This is a genomic window from Kitasatospora sp. NPDC054795 (assembly GCF_053611565.1).
The window spans coordinates 105,099-121,749 of the sequence record NZ_JBSHAP010000004.1; the positions used below are offsets into that span (position 1 = coordinate 105,099).

Consider the following 16,651-nt stretch of genomic DNA (forward strand, 5'->3'; position numbering starts at 1 on the left):
CGCACCCGGGCGGGCACATTCATGGGGGTCCGGAGCCGGACCCTAGACCAGGCTGTCCCGCCAGGCCCGGTGGAGGGCGGCGAAACGGCCGGAGCCGTCGATCAGCTCCTGTGGGGAGCCATCTTCCACGATCCGGCCCTGATCCATCACCAGGACACGGTCGGCGATCTCCACGGTGGAGAGCCGGTGGGCGATGATCACCGCCGTCCGGCCGGCCAGCACGGTGCGCATCGCCCGCTGCACGGCCTGCTCGCCGGGGACGTCCAGCGAGCTGGTCGCCTCGTCCAGGATCAGCACCGCCGGGTCGGCCAGCAGGGCGCGGGCGAAGGCCACCAGCTGGCGCTGGCCGGCCGAGATCCGGCCGCCGCGCTTGCGCACGTCGGTGTCGAAGCCGTCCGGCAGGGCGGCGATGAACTCGTACGCGCCGATGTCGCGGGCGGCCTGCTCGACCTCCGCGCGGGTGGCGCCGGGGCGGCCGATCGCGATGTTCTCGGCGACGGTGCCGGAGAACAGGAAGGACTCCTGGGTGACCATCACCACCCCGCGCCGCAGCTCGGGGGTGGCCAGGTCGCGCAGCTCCACGCCGTCCAGCCGGATCCGGCCGTCGGTCGGGTCGTAGAAGCGGGCCAGCAGCTTGGCGACCGTCGACTTGCCCGCGCCGGTCGCGCCGACCACCGCCACCGTCTGCCCGGCCGGGATCGACAGGTCGAAGGGCGGCAGCACCTCCTTGCCGGTCCGGTAGGCGAAGCGGGTGCCCTCGAAGGCCACCGCCCGGCCCTTGCCGTCGGCCCGGGGCAGCTCGACGGGCTCGGCCGGCTCGGCGACGGTCGGCTCGTGGGCGAGCAGGCCGGAGATCTTCTCCAGGGCGGCGGCGGCCGACTGGTAGCTGTTCAGGAACATCGCCAGCTGGTCGATCGGGTCGAAGAGCCGGCGCAGGTAGAGCGCGAAGGCGGTGAGCACGCCCAGCTCCAGGGCGTCGTCGACGACCAGGTAGGCGCCGAGCAGCACCACGCCGGTGGTCCACAGGTTGGCGGTGGCGCGGGAGAGGCCGACGTAGCGGGCGATCTCCAGCAGGCCGTCCGCCGTCGCGGTGGCGGACTGCTGGTTGACCACGGCGAAGGCGGCGTCGTTGGCCTTCTCGCGGCGGAAGGCCTGCACCGGGCGGATGCCGTTCATCGTCTCGGTGAAGCGGACGATCAGCGAGGCCGCCGAGGTGCGCGAGCGCCGGTAGACCCGGCGCGAGCGGCGGCGGAAGGAGCGGGCGATCAGGGCCAGCGGCAGGAAGGCCGCCAGCGAGACCAGGCCGAGCCGCCAGTCCAGCACCAGCAGCAGCACCGAGATGTAGCAGACCGACAGGAAGACCGTCAGCAGCTCCTGCAGGCCCTCGGAGAGCAGTTCGCGCAGCGCGTCGATGTCGCTGGTGGCGCGGGAGATGATCCGGCCCGAGGTGTAGCGCTCGTGGAAGTCCAGGCTGAGCCGCTGGGCGTGCCGGAAGATCCGGCCGCGCAGCTCCAGCACGATGTCCTGGTTGACCCGGGCGCTGATCTTGATGAACGCCCACTGCAGCACCGGGCTGAGCAGCGCGCAGAACAGGTAGGCCGCGACCACCGCGATCAGCGGGCCGGAGTCGTGCTCGCGCAGTGCCGGGATGCCGCGGTCCATCGCCACCGCGACCAGCAGCGGCCCGGACTGGAGCGCGGCCTGCTGGACCAGGATGATCACCATCGCGATGGTGATCCGGGCCCGGTGCGGGCCGAGCAGCGAGCGCAGCAGCGCCCGGGGCGCACCCGGCGGGACGGGGATGTCCTCCTCGTCGGCGGGAGGCGCGGGCAGCTCCTCCTCGGCCGGCTCGGCGGGCCCGGTCCGGACGGGTTCGGCGGTGGTGGTCATGCGTGCCCTCCATTCGACGCGAGGGAGCCCTCGGGCACCGGGGCGGCCTCGCCCGACATCAGTTCCCGGTAGTGCGCGCAGTCGCGCAGCAGCTCCTGGTGGGTGCCGACGGCCGTGATCCGGCCGTCGGCCAGCACCGCGACCCGGTCGGCGAGCAGCACCGTGCTGGGGCGGTGGGCGACCACCAGGGCGGTGGTGGTGCCGAGGACCTCGCGCAGCGCCCGCTCGACCAGGGCCTCGGTGTGCACGTCCAGGGCGGAGAGCGGGTCGTCCAGCACCAGGAAGGCCGGGTCGCCGACCACCGCGCGGGCCAGCGCGAGGCGCTGGCGCTGGCCGCCGGACAGGCTCAGCCCCTGCTCGCCGACCTCGGTGTCCGGGCCCTGCGGGAGCTTCTCGACGAAGCCGGCCTGGGCGGTGGCGAGGGCGGTGCGCAGCTGCTCCTCGCCGGCGCCCGGGGCGCCCATCAGGACGTTCTCCCGGACGGTGGCGGAGAACAGGGTGGGCTCCTCGAAGGCGACCGCGACGAGTTCGCGCAGCCGCTGCCGGGGCAGCTCGCGGACGTCCCGGCCGTCCAGCGTGATGGTGCCGGCGGTGGCGTCGTACAGCCGGGGGAGCAGGGCGGTGAGCGTGGTCTTGCCGCTGCCGGTGGCGCCGACCAGGGCCATCGTCTCGCCGCTGCGGACGTGCAGGTCGATGCCGGCCAGCAGGTCGGGGCTGTCCCCGGGGGCGTCGGGGTAGCGGAAGCGGACGCCGGTGAAGCGGATGCCGTCCGCGGTGGCGAGTTCGGCGGCGGTGCCCGGGTCCGGGGTCTCCGGCTCGTCCATCACTTCGAAGAAGCGGTCGGTGGCGGTGGCCGCGTCGTTGCCGTAGGCGAGCAGCCAGCCGAGCGACTCGACGGGCCAGCGCAGCGCGAGCGCGGTGGAGAGGAAGGCGACCAGGGTGCCGGCGCTCAGGCCGTCGTTCGCCACCAGGTAGGCGCCGACGGCGAGGGCGCAGCCCAGCGCGATCTCCGGCAGGCCGACGGTGACCGCCCACAGGTTGGCGAGCAGGTGCGCCTTGCGCAGCTCGGTGCGGCGCAGCTCCTGGGACTGGGCGCGGAAGCGCTCGGCCATGGAGCGGTGGCGGCCGAAGGCCTTGAGGATGCGGATGCCGAGGACGGACTCCTCGACCACGGTGGCGAGGTCCCCGTTCTGGTCCTGGGCGCGCCGGGTGGCGCCGGAGTAGCCGGTCTCGAACCGCCGGGTGACCACGAACAGCGGGACGAACGGGATCAGGGCGATCAGGGCGAGCCGCCAGTCCTGGGTGAACATCAGCACCGTGCCGGCCAGGAACATCACCGAGTTGACGATCAGGAAGACCAGCGGGAAGGCGAGGAACAGCCGCATGGTGTACATGTCGGCGGTGGCCCGGGAGAGCAACTGGCCGGAGCCCCAGCGGTCGTGGAAGGAGACCGGCAGCCGCTGGAGCTTGGCGAAGAGGTCCCCGCGCATCGCCGTCTCCAGCCCGGCCAGCGGGCGGGCCAGCACCACCCGGCGGGTGTAGAACAGTGCCGATTCGACCAGGCCGAGGAGCAGCAGCAGGCCGACCAGGGGCCAGAGGCCGGCGAGGTCGCGCTCGGCGAGCGGGCCGTCCACGATCCGGCCGAGGACCACCGGGACGGCGAGGGTGCTCAGCATGGCGAGCGTCGCGGCCGTCACCGAGACGGCCAGCCGGCCGCGGACGGCACGGGCGTACGGCCACAGGCGCAGCAGGGAGCGGACCGCGGAGTGCCGCGGCCCGGGCCCGGTCCGGCCGGTTCCGTCGGGTTCGTCGGTTCTGCCCGGCTCCCCGGGGCCGTCGGTTCGGGGGCTTCCCTGGGGCGGGTTGTCGTGGTCCTGCCTGTTCTCGGCCATCGCGGTGAGGGTAGGCACAGAGCCCGTCACTTCTCATCCGGTTTTTCGCCCCTGTCGGTGCGGCGCACCGAGAACCGGCCACCCGAATGGACGGGTCGGGCGCGAAAGACGGGGCGCGCGCAGCCGTTCGTGCGGGGAGGAGCACGCCGCGCGCCTCTTGCGAGCGCCCTGCCGATCGGCCGATGACACCTCCTGACGGACGCCTTTTGATGCGCGAGTGACAGGAGTGCACACATGACGGTCAAAACCGAACCCACCCCAGGGCCCGGCTCCGCAATCGTGCAGGTACGGGCCCAGCTCAGCCTCAGCACGACCGCGGCGCGGAACCTGGCGACGACGACCAAGTCGAAGCCGCAGATGCAGGAGATCACCTCCCGCTGGCTGCTGAGGATGCTGCCGTGGGTGCAGGTCAGCGCGGGCACCTACCGGGTCAACCGGCGGCTGAGCTTCGCCCCCGGGCAGGGCCGGGTGAGCTTCGCGAAGACCGGCTCCGCGGTGACGGTGATCGCCCCCTCGCTGGCCGAGGTACCGGCGCTGCGCGGTTTCGAGGACGAGGAGGTGCTGGCCGAGATGGCCCGCCGGTTCGTGCAGCGGGACTTCGCGCAGGGCGACGTGCTGGTGCAGGAGGGGGCGCCGATCGAGGAGGTGTTCCTGATCGCGCACGGCAAGGTGGACCGGATCGGCACCGGCAAGTACGGCGAGCAGACCGTGCTCGGCTCGCTCGCGGACGGCGACCACCTCGGCGACGAGGCGATCACCGAGGGCGGCGGCACCTGGCCGTACACCGTGCGGGCGAACACCTCCGGGGTCGCGATGACGCTGGCCTGGCCGGTGCTCCAGGAGCTGATCGGCCGCTCCGAGCCGCTGCGCGAGCAGCTGCTGGGCTTCGCCGCCGACATCGCGCAGGCGCAGAACGAGCACGGCGAGGCGAGGATCGACCTCTCGGCCGGCCACCGGGGCGAGTACGAGCTGCCCGGCGCCTTCGTGGACTACGAGCTGAAGCCGCGCGAGTACGAGCTGAGCGTCGCGCAGACCGTGCTCAAGGTGCACACCCGGGTCGCGGACCTCTACAACCAGCCGATGAACCAGACCGAGGAGCAGCTGCGGCTGACCGTCGAGGCCCTGCGGGAGCGGCAGGAGCACGAGATCATCAACAACCCGGAGTTCGGCCTGCTCGGCAACGCCGACTTCGACCAGCGGATCCAGACCCGCGCCGGGGCGCCCACCCCGGACGACCTGGACGAGCTGCTGAGCATGCGCCGTGACACCGACTACCTGTTCGCCCACCCGCGGGCGATCGCGGCCTTCGAGCGGGAGTGCAACCGGGCCGGCGTCTACCCGTCCACCGTCGACGTCCTCGGCAAGCAGCGGCCGACCTGGCGCGGGGTGCCGATCTTCCCGTGCAACAAGATCCCGGTGTCCGACCAGCAGACCACCGCGTTCATCGCGATGCGCGTCGGCGAGGACAACCAGGGCGTGGTCGGCCTCACCCAGGTCGGCATCCCGGACGAGGTGGAGCCGGGCCTGAACGTGCGGTTCATGGGCATCGACGAGAAGGCGATCGCCTCCTACCTGGTCAGCACGTACTACTCGGCGGCGGTGCTGGTGCCGGACGCGATCGGGGTGCTGGAGAACGTCGAGCTCGGGCACGCCCGCGGCTGAGCCCGGGCCCTCAGACGGTGGGCGCGCGCAGCAGCCGCAGCGAGCGCCCGCCCAGCACGACGGCGCCGCGCGGGCACGGTCCGTCCGGCCCCGCGGCGGTGTCGACCACAGTCTCCCAGCCGGCCGCCGTCTCCCGTCCGGCCGGCGTCTCCCGTCCGGTCATCGGCTCCCGTTCGGCGGCCGGTGCCGCCCGGGGCTCGCCGGGCAGGGTGAACACCACCGGTTCGTGGCCCGCGTTGAGCAGCAGCAGGAAGCTGTCGTCGCTGAGCGGCAGCCCGGCCTCGTCCCGTTCGGACAGCGCGGTCCCGCAGAGCAGCATGCCGAGGCAGGCGGTCGGCGCGAACCAGTCGGCCTCGGTCATCTCGGTGCCCCGCGGGGTGAACCAGACGAGGTCGGGCCGGCCGTCGGGGGCGGTGGCGCGGCCGGAGAAGAACGCCCGGCGGCGCAGCACCGGGTGGGCCCGGCGCAGCCGGACCAGCCGGGCGGTGAGTTCGCACAGCTCCTGCCAGCCGGGCTGCTCCAGCAGTGACCAGTCCAGCCAGCCGACCTCGTTGTCCTGGCAGTAGGCGTTATTGTTGCCGCCCTGGGTGCGGCCCAGTTCGTCGCCGGCGGTGATCATCGGGACGCCGGCGGAGAGCAGCAGGGTGGCCGTCAGGTTGCGCAGCTGGCGCAGGCGCAGGGAGTTGACCGCCGGGTCGGCGGTCTCGCCCTCGGCGCCGTGGTTCCAGGAGCGGTTGTCCTCGGTGCCGTCCCGGTTGTCCTCGCCGTTGGCCTCGTTGTGCTTGCGGTCGTAGGAGACCAGGTCGCGCAGGGTGAAACCATCGTGCGCCGTCACGTAGTTGACCGAGGCGCCCGGGCGGCGGCCGGCCCGCTGGTAGAGGTCGGAGGAGCCGGAGAGGCGGTAGCCGAGCTCGCGCACGTCCGGGCGGGCGCCGCGCCAGAAGTCCCGTACGGTGTCGCGGTACTTGTCGTTCCACTCGGCCCACAGCGGGGGGAAGCCGCCGACCTGGTAGCCGCCCGGGCCCACGTCCCAGGGCTCGGCGATCAGCTTCACCCGGCTGAGCAGGGGGTCCTGGGCGACGGCGGCGAGGAAGGGGTGGTCCATGTCGACGGCGTCGCCGCCGTTCGGGCCGCCGCGGGCCAGCGCGGCGGCCAGGTCGAAGCGGAAGCCGTCCACGCCCATCTCGGCGACCCAGTAGCGCAGCGAGTCGGTGATCAGCCGGATCACCTGGGGGCGGCGGGTGTCCAGGGTGTTGCCGCAGCCGGTGTAGTCGGCGTAGCCGCGGGGGCGGTTGGGCGGGAGGCGGTAGTAGGCGGCGTTGTCGATGCCGCGCAGCGAGAGCGCCGGGCCGAGTGCGCCGCCCTCGGCGGTGTGGTTGAACACCACGTCCAGGATCACCTCGATCCCGGCGGCGTGCAGGGCGCGGACCATCCGCTTGAACTCGCCGACCTGGCCGCCGCGGGAACCGGAGGCGGAGTAGCCGGCGTGCGGGGCGAAGAAGCCGATCGTGTTGTAGCCCCAGTAGTTGACCAGTCCGCGGGCCTGCAGGTGGTCCTCGCTGGCGTGCTGGTGCACCGGCAGCAGCTCGACGGCGGTCACCCCGAGACGGGTGAGGTGGGCGACGGCGGCGGGGTGGGCGAGGCCGGCGTAGGTGCCGCGCAGCTGCGGCGGGACCTCGGGGTGGCGCATGGTGAAGCCGCGCACGTGCAGTTCGTAGAGCACCGTCTCGGCCCACGGGGTCCTCGGGCGGTGGTCGTCGGACCAGTCGTCGTCGTCGTGGACGACCACGGATCTGGGCACGTACGGCGCGGAGTCGCGGTTGTCCCGGACGGTGTCGGCGACGTCCGCCTCGGGCCAGTTGCGGACGGCGGAGCAGACGGCGTCGTGCGAGGTGTAACAGCCGTCCACGGCACGGGCGTACGGGTCGAGCAGCAGCTTGGCCGGGTTCCAGCGGGCGCCGGTCCACGGGTCCCAGCGGCCGTGCACGCGGAAGCCGTAGCGGGTGCCGGGGCGCACGCCGGGGAGGAAGCCGTGCCAGACCTGGACGTCCTGCTCGGTGAGGTGGTGCCGGCTCTCCCGGCCGTCCTCGTCGAACAGGCACAGTTCGACGGCCTCGGCGCCGGCCGCCCAGAGCGCGAAGTTGGTGCCCCGGCGGCCGCGCCGGTCGGTGCGGCAGCGGGCGCCGAGCGGCTGCCAGCTGCCGGGCCAGGGCGGTTCGGCGGTGCGGTGCGGACCGCCGACCGGCCGTACCCCGGCTTCCAGCTCCTGCCCTGACGCCATGGCCGCACCCTCCCTGGGCGGGGTGTCCCGGACCCCGTTCACCTTCTCCTTCCCGGATTGCGCAGATCGGAAGCCGTTGAACGGGGGCTTACCGGCGGATGGCGGCCAGGGTGGCGGGTTGACGGAACGGGGGGATTCCGGGGCGATCGGCGTGTCCCCGCGTCGATGCGCCTCGTTGTTCCCGGCGTCGGACGCGAACAGTGGGAGGGCCCCGGGATGCGGCGCCGAGGACGGGTGTGGGCGCGGGGCGCGGCGGCGGTGGCCTGCTGCCTGGCGGTCCTGACGGGTTGCAGCGGCGGTGGCTCCACGGCCCTGCCGGACGGGGACGCGGCCGCGGCCGGTGGGCGCACCGCGCCGGCGGCGCCGTCCCGGGCGGTGCTCACCGCGACGCCGGCCGACGGCGCGCAGGACGTGCAGCCGGAGGGCGCCGTGCGGGTGAACGCCGCGCAGGGCCGGCTGGTCTCCGTCCGGCTGGCCGACGCCAAGGGCACCGAGGTGCCCGGCACGATCGCCCCGGACGGCACCGGCTGGGCGCCGGACGGCCCGCTGCCGCTCGGCACCGCTTTCACCCTGGACGCCGTCGCCGAGGACGACCAGGGCCAGAAGGCGGCCCAGCACTCGGCGTTCACGACCGCCGCCCGGGCACACACCCTCGTGGCCTTCTTCACCCCGGAGGACGGCTCCACGGTCGGCGTCGGCATGCCGGTCTCGCTGCGCTTCAGCCGTCCGATCACCGACCGGGCGGCGGTGGAGAAGGCCGTTCAGGTCACCGCGGACCCGCCGGTGCCGGTGGCCGCGCACTGGTTCGACGGCCAGCGGCTGGACTTCCGCCCGCAGCAGTACTGGGCGGCCGGCACCAGGGTCACGGTGGCGCTGCGGCTCAAGGACGTGCAGGGCGCGCCGGGGGAGTTCGGTACCCAGAGCCGGGACCTGCACTTCACCGTCGGCCGGGCGCAGGTCTCCACCGTCGACCTGGACGCCCACACCCTGACCGTCCGGGCCGGCCAGGGCGGCACGGTGGTCCGGGTGCTCAAGGTCTCCGGCGGCAGCCGGGACCACTCCACCTACCGGGGTGTGATGGTGGTGTCGGAGAAGTACCGGGAGACCCGGATGGACTCGCAGACCGTCGGCATGGGCGACGAGTACGACATCAAGGACGTCCCGCACGCCATGCGGCTCACCACCTCCGGCACCTTCGTGCACGGCAACTACTGGGCGGACCAGAGGGTGTTCGGCGCCGCCAACACCAGCCACGGCTGCATCGGGCTGGCCGACGCCAAGGGCGGGGCGAGCAAGGACTCCCCGGCGGGCTGGCTGTTCGAGCACACCATCCCGGGGGACGTGCTGGAGGTGACGGCCTCGTCCGGGGACTTCGTGCCGCCGCAGAACGGGCTCAACGGCTGGAACGTGCCGTGGGAGCAGTGGGTGGCGGGGAGCGCGCTGCCGCAGGCGGCGTAGGTCGGGGCGTCCGGGTCCGGGGTTCCGTCGGCCGGGCTTCCGCCGGCCGTGGTGTCCGGGCCGGCCGGGCCGTCGGCCGTGGTTCCCGTGCCCGCTGTGCCGCCCGTGCCGACTGCGACGGTTGCGGCGCCCGTGCCGGCCGTGCCGTAAGGGGTTTCCGTCCCGTTCCGTCCCGACTTCACGGCTGCTTCACACGCCGTCAACCCGGCTCCCCTCAGCTTTCACTCGGATGGCTTAGTTATCCTGCTCCGGCGCGTCCGGGGTCCGGCCGGAAAGATCGGCCGGACAGTGCAACTCATGGGGGCACTCAACGCGTCAAGTGAGTGAATACCGGGAGGGGAGAAACCGTGAAGACGGGTAAGACGGCCGAGGCAGCGATACGCACCACCAACCGCTACGGGCGCAGGAGTGCGATGGCGCTGGTCATGGGTGGGGTGCTGCTGCTCACTGCCGCCTGCAATGACGACAAGGGCAGCGGTTCGGGTGGCTCGGGCGGTTCGGCGGCCGGCGGTGGGGCCTCGGCGTCGGCCGCGGCGGACGGGGGCGGGTCGGCCACGCCGAAGCCCTCGGCCGCGGTGCTCGCCGTCGAGCCGAAGGACGGTGCCCAGGACGTCCCGCCGAACGGGCTCCAGGTGTCCGTCTCCAACGGCAAGCTCACCACGGTCGAGGTGACCGACAAGGACGGCAAGCCGGTCGATGGGGCGATCACCCCGGACGGCGCCGGCTGGAAGCCCGCGGGGGCGCTCGCGGTCGGCATGGCGTACAAGGTGAACGCGCAGGCCAAGGACGGCGAGGGCCTGGTGGCCGCGTCCACCACCTCGTTCACCACCCTGACGCCGGACAAGAAGATCGCCACCAACGACAACATCAGCGACGGCGCCACCTACGGCGTCGGCATGATCGTCTCGGTGAACTTCAACAAGGACGTCAAGAACAAGGACGCCGTCGTCAAGGGCATCAGCATCGAGTCCAGCAACGGCACCGTGGTCAAGGGCCACTGGTTCGGCGACCGCCGGGTGGACTTCCGCCCGGAGCAGTACTGGGCGCCGGGCACCAAGGTGACCGTCAAGTACCGGCTCAAGAACGTCGAGGTCGCGCCCGGCATCTACGGCGACGTGGACAAGGACGAGCCGTTCACCATCGGCCGGTCGATGATCTCCACCGCGGACGCCAAGTCGCACCAGATGACCGTGGAGCGGGACGGCCAGAGCGCCACCCTGCCGGTCACCCTGGGCGCGGACGCCACGCCGTCCTGGGGCGGGACGATGGTGGTCATGTCCAAGGAGAAGGTCACCCGGATGAACTCGCAGACCGTCGGTCTCGGCGGCGAGTACGACATCCAGGACGTGCCGCACGCGATGCGGCTGACCACCTCCGGCACCTTCGTGCACGGCAACTACTGGGCCAGCCCGTTCGGCAAGACCAACGCGAGCCACGGCTGCGTGTCGATGCAGGACGTGAAGGGCGGCAGCGACAGCTCGGTCGCGGGCAAGTTCTTCAACGACTCGATGATCGGCGACCCGATCAAGGTCGTGAACACCAAGGAGAAGACCGTCGCGCCCTCCAACGGGCTGGGCGGCTGGAACGTGGACTGGGCCAACTGGTAGGCCCTACCCGCCGGAGGGCCCGGATACCCGGGCCCTCCGGCGAGTCCTTCGCCGCGCGGCCCGATCCTCACCCGTTGGGGTCGGGCCGCCGCGGTTTCCGGGGCGATCAGCCCCACGCGTGGCGCAACCTTTCCGGTGGCCGGGTGCGTGCGGCCGGTCGGGTCCGTCGGGTCCACGGGGAGTTTCTCGGATCTTCTGAGGGAGGGAATCGACGTTGAGGTCGATACGCAGAGTGGTGGCGGTCGGTCTGGTCGGCGGGGCGATGACGCTGACGGCGGCCTGCGGCGGGGGCGGCGGGGGTGCGGGGGGCGGCGCGGCCAAGGCCGACCTGGGGGCCGGCGCGGCCGCTGCCGCGCCCACGGCGACGGCGCCCGCGGCGGCGCCCACCAGCGCGGTGCCGAAGGTCTCCACGGCCGCCGTGAGCATCGAGCCCAAGGCCGGTTCGGTGGACGTGGCGCCGAACGCGCTCAGGATCGGCGCGACCGGGGGCAGGCTCACCACCGTCAAGGTGAGCGACAGGGCCGGGAAGGAGGTTCCCGGCACCATCTCCGCCGACGGCGCCTCCTGGACGCCCACGGCCGGCCTGGAGGTGGGCACCGCCTACCAGGTCAGCGCGATGGCCGCGGACGCGAACGGCGCGGTCGCCACGGCGGACAGCAGCTTCACCACGCTGACGCCGACGGCGCTCGTCAAGGCCTCCGACAACGTGGACAACGACGCCACGTACGGCGTCGGCATGATCGTCTCGGTGAACTTCGGCAAGGACGTCAAGAACAAGGACGAGGTCCTGCGGGGCATCACCTTCCAGACCGACAACGGCACCGTGGTCAAGGGCCACTGGTTCGACGACCGCCGGCTGGACTTCCGCCCGGAGCAGTACTGGACGCCCGGGACCAAGGTGGTCGTGCACTACCGGCTCAAGAGCGTCGAGATCGCCACGGGGGTGTACGGCGCGGACCGGGACGAGCCCTTCACGATCGGGCGGTCCCAGGTTTCGACGGTTGACGCCGCGGCACACAAGATGACGGTCGTACGGGACGGTGTGTCGAGCGACATCGACATCAGTGCCGGCGCGCCCGAACACCCCACCTGGAACGGCACGATGGTGGTCATGTCCAAGGAGGGCGTGGTGCGGATGCAGTCCAGCACCCTGCCCGGGATGACCGGCGCGCCGTACGACCTCCAGGTCCCGCACTCGATGCGGCTGACCACCTCCGGCACGTACGTGCACGGCAACTACTGGAGCAGCAGCACCTTCGGCGAGGACAACGTCAGCCACGGCTGCGTGGGCCTCAAGGACGTCGAGGGCGGCGGCGCCAACACCTCCATGGGCAAGTTCTACGACGGCTCGCTGGTCGGCGACGTGATGGTCGTGAAGAACTCGATCCGGAAGGAGACGCTCGACCCGGCGAACGGGCTGAGCGGCTGGAACATGCCGTGGAGCAACTGGTGACCGGCTGCTGAGGCGTGCGAGGGGTCAACCCGGGATTGACGGAAGTCGGCCCGGGTGACCCCTTCTTGCTTCCGGCATATGCCGACTCGCGGAGATCGTTTGCTCATTGTCCGTACGCGGCTGCTTGCGTTCCGCAATGATGGTCCGCATGGCGGGTTGGGGCGAAGCAGATCAGTCATCGGTTCCCGGGGTCGGCGCGGTGGCCGAGGTTTCCTGGATCGACGTCCAGGGCGGCGGGCTCTCGGCGCTGGAGCGGCTCACCTCCGAGGAGCTGGAGGAGCTGTACTCCGGCAGACTGTGCGACCAGTCGGCGCCCAACGAGGTGCGGCTGCCGTCCCGGCCGGAGTCGGGCCCGGTGGCCCGCAGACTGGTGCTCTCCGTCCTGGAGTCCTGGGAGCTCCACCAGTGCCTGGAGGCCGGGGAATTGCTCACCAGCGAGCTGGTGGCCAACGCGGTGCGGCACGCCGCCGGGCGCACCATCGGCCTGCACGTCAGCCGCAAGCCCGGCTGGCTCCGGATCGAGGTCCGGGACTCCTCCCGGGCGCTGCCCTGCATGATCCTCGCCGAGGCCAGGCCGGTGAACGAGCGGGGGCGGGGGCTGAAGATCGTCGACGACCTCGCCGACCGCTGGGGCGCGGACCTGCTGCCGCGGGGCAAGGGCGTCTGGTTCGAGCTGAAGGTGCGCGAGCGGCCCTGAGGGCCGGGGCGGCTCCGGGGCCCGAGTGGCTCTGGAGGCCGGGCGGGTCCGACGGTTTTCCCGGAAAACACGCAAGGCCCCCGATTTCGCCGTGGTCCGGCGGGCGGGGGCCCTTGCAGGTCATCGCGCCGGCCAAGGGGGTGCGTGCCGCGCGATGGGCGTCGGCAGTGCCAGGTCGGGCCCGCCGAAGTCATCGGCCCAGGGCGGCGTGCGGTGTCGCCCGCCGTTGGGCTGCTTCGACTATCGCACGGATCTCAGCATGCGGGCAAACCAGGCGTCTTGGAATGCAAGGCTTGTTACCTAGTTCACCTTTGGATTTTGCATAGGTTAACGCCATTGCCTGTGAATATTCACGATCGCGGCGATGTGACCATGGCTTGGCGGGCTCGCGCGGCGTGCGCGCGGACCGCGGTCGGGGAGAGGCCGCCGGAGCGGGGCCGTGGGATCGCGTTTCCGCCGCTGCGGCAGGCGCGGCAGAGGCCGCCGAGGAGGACCTGCGGTCGGCAGGGGGTTCGGCAGTCGGTGCACTCGGGGATGCGGACGGCTTCCGGCGGCTGCGGGCGTTCGGGCGGAAGCTTGTCGATCAGGCGGCGCCGGGTGAGGGCCGCCGCGCTGTGGACCGGGGTGGGCAGGCCCGAGGTGAGGGCGTTCATGAAGAGGGCCAGGGTGGCGCCCCGGGCGAACCACTCGGCGGCGAGCGGTTCGAGCGCTTCGCAGTCGGTGGCGGAGAGGGAGAGGCGGGCGTCCGCGATGCCGAGGCCGGCGAGGGCGGCGTAGGCGACCGAGGTGAGGGGGGCGCGGTTGCGCGTTCGCTCTTCCGGGGGATCGGGTGCGGAATCCGTTGACGCCTCCCCGGCGCCCCCGGTGGCGAGGAAGTGGTTCCACCAAGCGTCGGAGCGGGGCGTCCGGGAGAAGTAGGTGCGGAACACCCACTGGGGGTGCTCGGCGTTGACCCGTTCCCGGACGCGGCGCAGGTGACCTGCGGTGGAGAGCTTGTTGAGGGCCGAGCGGACGGCCATCTGCCCGAAGAGGGGCTGGTGCGCGGCGAGGGTTTTCACGTCCATCGCGGCGCCGTCGGGAAGCTGGTTGATCAGGCTGGCGAGGTATGCCTCGCGGGCCGGGAGGTGAGTGAAGTCGTCCGCTGCCGGGGGGAGTTGCCCGGGGGCCGACTGCTTGCCGTATCCGGGGGAGGCCATGACGGTAGAGTCGTGGGTAGCCACAGGATCGAACCCTCTTCGATCGTGCCGGTCAGACCCCCGTTCGGTGTTGCTGCACCGGCGGGGGTTGTTTCGTTAGTGCGCACGCTACATGGGGGAACTGCCTGTGGAGAAGTCGTGACGATAAGTCATATCTGCTGCGTGCGGGGGTGGTTGGAAGGTGGTTACCCACCCGTTCCACTAAGGGGTCACTCGGGCTTGGCGGCTTGAGCTTCGGCCGCGAAGGCGACGAAGGCCGACCAGGCGGCGGGGGAGAAGGCGAGGGTCGGGCCGGCCTTGTCCTTGGAGTCGCGGACGTGGATGGAGGAGGGGGAGGGGGCGACTTCGACGCAGTTGCCGCCCTCTGTTCCGCTGTAGCTGGACTTCACCCAGGAGATGGCGATTTCGACGCAGGCGCCGCCATTGTCGTCGCTGTAGCTGGACTTGAACCACTCGGCATCAGCATTCATAGCTCCTCCGAGACTTTCCTGATGAACTCTACGGATTCCTCAGTGCTGAGGGCCTGCATGCGGATCATGCCATGTCGCTGCGTGATCACGTTCACCTTGTCGGGATCGGCATGCAGTGCGCCCGTTCGGTGCCCTTCCACGTATGCCAGCTGCTCGTGGTCGGCCGTCTCCAGCAGGATGATGGGCCCGGTGAGGGCCGGGTACGCCGCACGGTTCGCGGGAAGCACCTGAATGGCGACGTTGCGCAGGCAGCTCCTCTCGATGATGTGCGCGAGCTGCCTCTTCATGAGGTCCGAACTGCCGACCTTCGCCCGCAACGCGGCTTCGTAGATCACGAAGCCGAACAATGCCGGTGGGGAGCTCGTCAGCTTCGCCTGGCGTTGCATTCGAGCCTCGACCCGGACGTCAACCGTCTCGTTGTCCAGGGGCGGGCACGCGTGGCCGATCAGCTCTCGGGCGTACTCCTCGGTCTGGAGGAGTCCCGGGATGAGCAGCGCTTCATATGTGTGGATCGCGATCGCATCGGCTTCGGCATGCGTGTAGCCCTGCGAGTAGGACGGGAACTTCTCGGGCGCCAGGTAGTCCGCCGCCCCCAGCAGCATCCCCTTCGCGTCACACAGTTCATCCGCCGTCTGAAGCAGCTTGAGCGACGGTTTCCGCCTCCCCGCCTCCATCGACCGCACGCTCTCGATGTCGTAGCAGGCCTCCTTGGCCAACTGCTCGCGGGTCACTCCCGCCTTCGTACGCCACCGCTTGAGCTGGTCGCCGCAGTACTTCCACGACATCGGGTTTTCCTTCGGCGTGCTCACGGCCCCGTGCTCCTCCCTGCCCTGGTCGCAGGGCGGTTCAAGCTCTCGCTGTACGTATCGCGTAACTGCTGAGGCTATGCCCGGCTGCCGACGCTTGAAGGGTGAAATGGCCGAACTCAGCTCTCCCGAGTGAAGCCGTCCGTACGCCCCCCAAGGACTCTGATGCTCACTCAGCCCGTCGATGTCGTCGAGTGGATGTTCCCCCGCCTCCCTCGTAGCGCCGGCCGTGCCCGGATCCGTTTCATCCGGCAGGCCTTCGAGTGGGAGGTGCCCGTCGACTCCGCCGAGACCGGGCTGGTCCTCCTCAGCGAACTCGTCACCAACGCCTGCCGTCACGCCCGCTCCCAGCGCGACCGGATGATCGGCGTCCGCGTCCTTCTCCCCACCGACTCCCTCCTCCGCATCGAGGTCTCCGATGCGAACGCCACGCTCCCGACCCTGCGCCACGCCACCCTCGACGACGAGTCGGGTCGTGGCCTCGGACTCGTCGCCTCCCTCTCCACCTCCTGGGGCGCCCACCTGCGCGGTGAGGGCTACATCGGCAAAACCGTCTGGTGCGAACTGGCCCTCCCCACCCCGGCCAACCCGCACGGCTGAGGCCGTTCTCCGGGCGCACGCAACTGGCGTCGCGCCGGAGCGCGTCCTGATCTTCGACGGCGCCGGAAGTCGCCGCCCGAGAGGATCAGGAGACCACCGTGCGCCCCCTTCCCTGGCCGCCGTCCGCCCCGATCAGGACCGAGCGGCTCGTGCTCCGCGAGCCCGAGGCCCGTGACCGTGCGGCGTTCATCGAGCTGCTGGCCTCGCCGGAGGTGAACACCTACCTCGGTGGGGCCCGGCCGCGTGACGAGATCGAGCGCGGGATGCCCGGGGCGCCCGGCCGCAGCCCCGGCATCTTCGCGGTCGATCTCGACGGGGAGACGATCGGCCAGGTCCTGCTGCGCAAGGAGGCGGGGCGTGTCGGCAGGGTCGGCGAGAGGGCCGAGCTCGGCTACCTGTTCCTGCCGCAGGCGTGGGGGCGCGGCTACGCCGCCGAGGCGTGTGCGGCGGTACTCGACTGGTTCGCCGGCGTGCTCCCCGGCGAGCCGGTGGTGCTCGCCACCCAGACCGCCAACCTCCCCTCGATGCGCCTCGCGGCGAAGCTGGGCTTCACCGAGGTCGAGCGCTTCGAGGCCTTCGGCGCCGACCAGTGGTTGGGCCTGTGGTCCCCGCCACCGGCCCGCGACTGACCACAAGGGT

General features: G+C 71.8%; 13 protein-coding genes. 7 read left to right on the plus strand and 6 right to left on the minus strand.

Going from position 1 to position 16,651, the window contains the following annotated elements; all coding sequences use genetic code 11:
- Window positions 1-42: 42 nt before the first annotated feature.
- Window positions 43-1,890 carry an ABC transporter ATP-binding protein gene (locus ACWGJO_RS02685; protein WP_452181792.1) on the minus strand — a complete coding sequence of 616 codons (1,848 nt, stop codon included), beginning with the start codon at window positions 1,888-1,890 and terminating at the stop codon, window positions 43-45.
- Entirely contained in the window at window positions 1,887-3,782 is a 1,896-nt protein-coding gene (locus ACWGJO_RS02690) for an ABC transporter ATP-binding protein (protein WP_452181793.1), read from the minus strand. The genes ACWGJO_RS02685 and ACWGJO_RS02690 overlap by 4 nt, the downstream gene beginning before the upstream one ends.
- A gap of 234 nt (window positions 3,783-4,016) precedes the next feature.
- Between ACWGJO_RS02690 and ACWGJO_RS02695 the strand changes: the two genes are divergently transcribed.
- Window positions 4,017-5,444: a family 2B encapsulin nanocompartment shell protein gene (locus ACWGJO_RS02695; RefSeq protein WP_452181794.1), complete on the plus strand. Its 1,428-nt coding sequence runs from the start codon at window positions 4,017-4,019 to the stop codon at window positions 5,442-5,444.
- A gap of 10 nt (window positions 5,445-5,454) precedes the next feature.
- On the opposite strand, the gene glgX is transcribed toward ACWGJO_RS02695, so the two are convergent.
- Window positions 5,455-7,725: a glycogen debranching protein GlgX gene (gene glgX, locus ACWGJO_RS02700; protein ID WP_452181795.1), complete on the minus strand. Its 2,271-nt coding sequence runs from the start codon at window positions 7,723-7,725 to the stop codon at window positions 5,455-5,457.
- A 216-nt stretch (window positions 7,726-7,941) separates the two neighbouring features.
- On the opposite strand from glgX, the gene ACWGJO_RS02705 reads away from it, so the two are divergent.
- From ACWGJO_RS02705 to ACWGJO_RS02720, 4 genes are all read left to right on the plus strand, one after another.
- Window positions 7,942-9,183, plus strand: coding sequence for a L,D-transpeptidase (locus tag ACWGJO_RS02705; protein ID WP_452181796.1), 1,242 nt, complete (start codon window positions 7,942-7,944; stop codon window positions 9,181-9,183).
- Between the two features lie 347 nt (window positions 9,184-9,530).
- Window positions 9,531-10,790, plus strand: a complete 1,260-nt coding sequence (locus ACWGJO_RS02710; RefSeq protein WP_452181797.1) for a L,D-transpeptidase — start codon at window positions 9,531-9,533, stop codon at window positions 10,788-10,790.
- Window positions 10,791-11,004: 214 nt separating this feature from the next.
- Window positions 11,005-12,243 (plus strand): L,D-transpeptidase, encoded by a 1,239-nt coding sequence (locus tag ACWGJO_RS02715; RefSeq protein ID WP_452181798.1) that lies wholly within the window; start codon window positions 11,005-11,007, stop codon window positions 12,241-12,243.
- A gap of 199 nt (window positions 12,244-12,442) precedes the next feature.
- Window positions 12,443-12,940 carry an ATP-binding protein gene (locus ACWGJO_RS02720; RefSeq protein WP_452181799.1) on the plus strand — a complete coding sequence of 166 codons (498 nt, stop codon included), beginning with the start codon at window positions 12,443-12,445 and terminating at the stop codon, window positions 12,938-12,940.
- Between the two features lie 350 nt (window positions 12,941-13,290).
- Here the strand turns inward: ACWGJO_RS02720 and ACWGJO_RS02725 are convergent, their stop codons facing one another.
- The 3 genes from ACWGJO_RS02725 to ACWGJO_RS02735 all read right to left on the minus strand — a co-directional run bounded on the left by ACWGJO_RS02725 (window position 13,291) and on the right by ACWGJO_RS02735 (window position 15,415).
- The gene (locus tag ACWGJO_RS02725; protein ID WP_452181800.1) at window positions 13,291-14,136 is read right to left on the minus strand and encodes a hypothetical protein; all 846 of its coding nucleotides are present in this window, start codon (window positions 14,134-14,136) and stop codon (window positions 13,291-13,293) included.
- Window positions 14,137-14,345: 209 nt separating this feature from the next.
- Window positions 14,346-14,606: a DUF397 domain-containing protein gene (locus ACWGJO_RS02730; RefSeq protein WP_452181801.1), complete on the minus strand. Its 261-nt coding sequence runs from the start codon at window positions 14,604-14,606 to the stop codon at window positions 14,346-14,348.
- On the minus strand, window positions 14,603-15,415 hold the full coding sequence (locus ACWGJO_RS02735) for a helix-turn-helix domain-containing protein (protein ID WP_452181802.1): 813 nt from the start codon (window positions 15,413-15,415) through the stop codon (window positions 14,603-14,605). Before ACWGJO_RS02735 ends, ACWGJO_RS02730 begins: the two co-directional genes overlap by 4 nt.
- Before the next feature lie 162 nt (window positions 15,416-15,577).
- Here ACWGJO_RS02735 and ACWGJO_RS02740 point away from each other — a divergent pair, with 162 nt between their 5' ends.
- Window positions 15,578-16,012 carry an ATP-binding protein gene (locus tag ACWGJO_RS02740; RefSeq protein ID WP_452181803.1) on the plus strand — a complete coding sequence of 145 codons (435 nt, stop codon included), beginning with the start codon at window positions 15,578-15,580 and terminating at the stop codon, window positions 16,010-16,012.
- A 98-nt stretch (window positions 16,013-16,110) separates the two neighbouring features.
- The gene (locus tag ACWGJO_RS02745) at window positions 16,111-16,641 is read left to right on the plus strand and encodes a GNAT family N-acetyltransferase (RefSeq protein WP_452181804.1); all 531 of its coding nucleotides are present in this window, start codon (window positions 16,111-16,113) and stop codon (window positions 16,639-16,641) included.
- The last annotated feature ends 10 nt before the right edge of the window (window positions 16,642-16,651 follow it).